The sequence below is a fragment of the Dietzia sp. DQ11-71 genome, assembly GCF_014144995.1.
GTDB classification, from domain to species: domain Bacteria; phylum Actinomycetota; class Actinomycetes; order Mycobacteriales; family Mycobacteriaceae; genus Dietzia; species Dietzia kunjamensis.
On the sequence record NZ_JAALDT010000285.1, the window covers coordinates 1 to 2,730 of the forward strand.

The 2,730-nt window shown below is 69.6% G+C and carries 2 protein-coding genes and 1 pseudogene; all 3 read left to right on the forward strand.

Annotated elements, in window-relative coordinates; translation table 11 throughout:
- Nucleotides 1-915: MsnO8 family LLM class oxidoreductase (locus G6023_RS10605; protein ID WP_182635423.1), on the forward strand; the 915-nt coding region annotated here is incomplete at its 5' end.
- 130 nt (nucleotides 916-1,045) lie between these two features.
- The gene (gene fbaA / locus G6023_RS10610) at nucleotides 1,046-2,089 is read left to right on the forward strand and encodes a class II fructose-bisphosphate aldolase (protein WP_067719407.1); all 1,044 of its coding nucleotides are present in this window, start codon (nucleotides 1,046-1,048) and stop codon (nucleotides 2,087-2,089) included.
- Nucleotides 2,090-2,325: 236 nt separating this feature from the next.
- A pseudogene (locus G6023_RS10615) lies at nucleotides 2,326-2,730 on the forward strand (hypothetical protein); the annotation flags it as partial.

Sequence of the window (2,730 nt, forward strand, 5' to 3'; positions counted from 1 at the left end):
GCCGCGATCGAGGGCACCCTGGCCCGCGCGGAGCGGGCCGACGCCCTGGGCTTCCACCGCTACTGGACGGCCGAGCACCACGCCGTGCCCGGGATCGCCAGCGGGAGCCCGCCGCTGTTGATCGCGGCCGCCGCCGCGCGCACCGACCGTATCCGCCTCGGATCCGGGGGCGTGATGCTGCCCAACCATCGACCGCTGATCGTCGCCGAGCAGTTCGCCATGCTCGAGGCGATGCACCCGGGCCGTATCGACCTCGGGGTGGGACGTTCGCTCGGGTTCACCGCACCGGTCCGTGAGGCGCTCGGCGTCGCCGAGTACGACACCGACGCGCTCGCCCGCGACATCACCGCGGTGCAGGACTTCCTCCACGGTCGGGGGCCCGTCACCGCGCTGCCGGTCCTCGAGGTCCCGCCCCCGTTGTTCGTGCTCGCGACCGGTCGGGGCCTGGAGGTCGCCGCACGGGCCGGACTGCCCGTCGTGGTCGGGGGACCGAGGCTGCTCGCCGACCCGTCGCCCCTGGATCGCTACCGCGAGACGTTCCGGCCGAGCGAGGCCACGCCGGAACCCTATGTGGTGGTGAGCCTGGAGGTGATGGTCGCCGACTCGGTCGGGACCGCGCGACAGCTGCTCCTCCCGGAGGCGTGGGCGATGGCGGAATCCCGGGAGACCGGGGAGTTCGGCCCGCTGCGGTCCCCGGCGGAGATCCTGGAACGGAGGTTCCGTCCGCAGCAGCTGCGTCGGGTGGAGGACTGGATGGCGGGGGCCGTCCAGGGGGACGCGGAGAAGGTCGCACGCGAACTCGCCGTGCTCATCGAGCGGACCGGGGCCGACGAGATCATGGCGTCCACCTCGACTTTCGACCGCGATGACCTCGCCCGGGCCGACGCGGCGCTGGCCGAACTGCTCCCCGGCTGACCGGTACCGCACGGCTCGCGGGTGCGCGTCGTCACGCTGGCCTAGGCTGGAGGGTGTGCGCCCACCTCCACAGGGGTGCGGCGCCCCGAGATGCGCACGTCGCACAGCCGAGAACCCTGGAGGAGACCACATGCCCATCGCAACTCCCGAACAGTACAAGGACATGCTCGACCGGGCCCGTAACGAGGGCTTCGCCTACCCGGCGATCAACTGCACGTCCTCGGAGACCATCAACGCGGCCATCAAGGGCTTCGCCGATGCCGGGTCCGATGGCATCATCCAGTTCTCCACCGGCGGTTCCGAGTTCGGCTCCGGCCTTAACGTCAAGGACATGGTCACCGGCGCGGTCGCGCTCGCCGAGTTCGCGCACGTGGTGGCGGCGAAGTACGACGTCCTCGTCGCGCTGCACACCGACCACTGCCCCGAGGACAAGCTCGACGGCTTCGTGCGGCCGCTCATCGAGATCTCGCAGGAGCGCGTCGACCGCGGCGAGAACCCGCTCTTCCAGTCCCACATGTGGGACGGCTCGGCCACCCCGCTCGACCGCAACCTGGAGATCGCCAAGGAGCTGCTCGAGAAGACGGCAAACGCCAAGCAGATCCTCGAGATCGAGATCGGCGTCGTCGGCGGCGAGGAGGACGGCGTCGAGAACGAGATCAACGAGAAGCTTTACACCTCCCGTGAGGACTTCGAGGCCACCATCGACGCCCTCGGCGCCGGCAACACCGGGCAGCGCTACCTGCTGGCCGCGACCTTCGGCAACGTCCACGGCGTGTACAAGCCGGGCAACGTCAAGCTCAAGCCCGAGGTGCTGAAGATGGGCCAGGACGTCGCGGTCGAGAAGCTGGGCCTCAACGCCGGTGACCTGCCGTTCGACTTCGTCTTCCACGGCGGCTCGGGTTCGGCCAAGAGTGAGATCGAGGAGGCGCTGTCCTACGGCGTCATCAAGATGAACGTCGACACCGACACCCAGTACGCGTTCACCCGGCCGATCGCCGCGCACATGTTCGGCAACTACGACGGCGTCCTCAAGGTCGACGGCGAGGTCGGCAACAAGAAGGTCTACGACCCGCGTTCCTACCTGAAGAAGGCCGAGCAGGCCATGTCCGAGCGCGTCGTCGAGGCGTGCAACGACCTGAAGTCGGCCGGCAAGTCCAAGGGTGCCGCTGCTTGATCGAACGCTGCTTGAGTGAACGCTGCTTGATCGATCACGGCCTGATCGGCCTGCCTGACCGGTCGTATCTCATCGCGGCCTGACACCGCCCCATCAGCGGCGCTCCTCCACCCGGAGGGGCGCCGCTGTCGTGTGTGGACCTCTCGCTGCCGAATCGAACCATTGTGCTACGCGGAGGGTGCCGGTAAGATCGCTTGTATGTTCGAGTCGGGTGCGACGCTGAAGGGGGTGCGGTGGTGAGCGAGGAAACGGGGACGACGACGAGGTCGGCTTTCGCCGGGGTGCTCCGCGCGGTGCCGGAGTCCCTCGACACCCTGGGCACCGAGGCCCTGAGCGAGGTGGCGCGCTCGGCGACGATGGCGCAGAACCTGGCGGCGGCGACCCGGCTGCAGGCGGCCCACCTGTTGGTCCAGGCGATGGGGAGTGTCGACAGGGGCTCCCCGGGGCCGGCGGATGCGCCGCCCTTCGGGGACTCGCGTCCCGCCTACTCCCGACTCGAACCCACTGACCGTGCGCGCGACCACCTGGCCGCGGCCATGTCGCTGACCGGGTGGCATGCCTCACGCCTGGTCACGGCCGGCGTGCAGGTCCACACGCGTCTGCCGCGTCTCCGCAAGGCCATCGAACGCGGACTGTTCCCC

Excerpts from the sequence above, each read along its gene's own strand:
- fbaA (WP_067719407.1), top strand. The coding sequence starts at position 1,046 with ATGCCCATCGCAACTCCCGAACAGTACAAGGACATGCTCGACCGGGCC.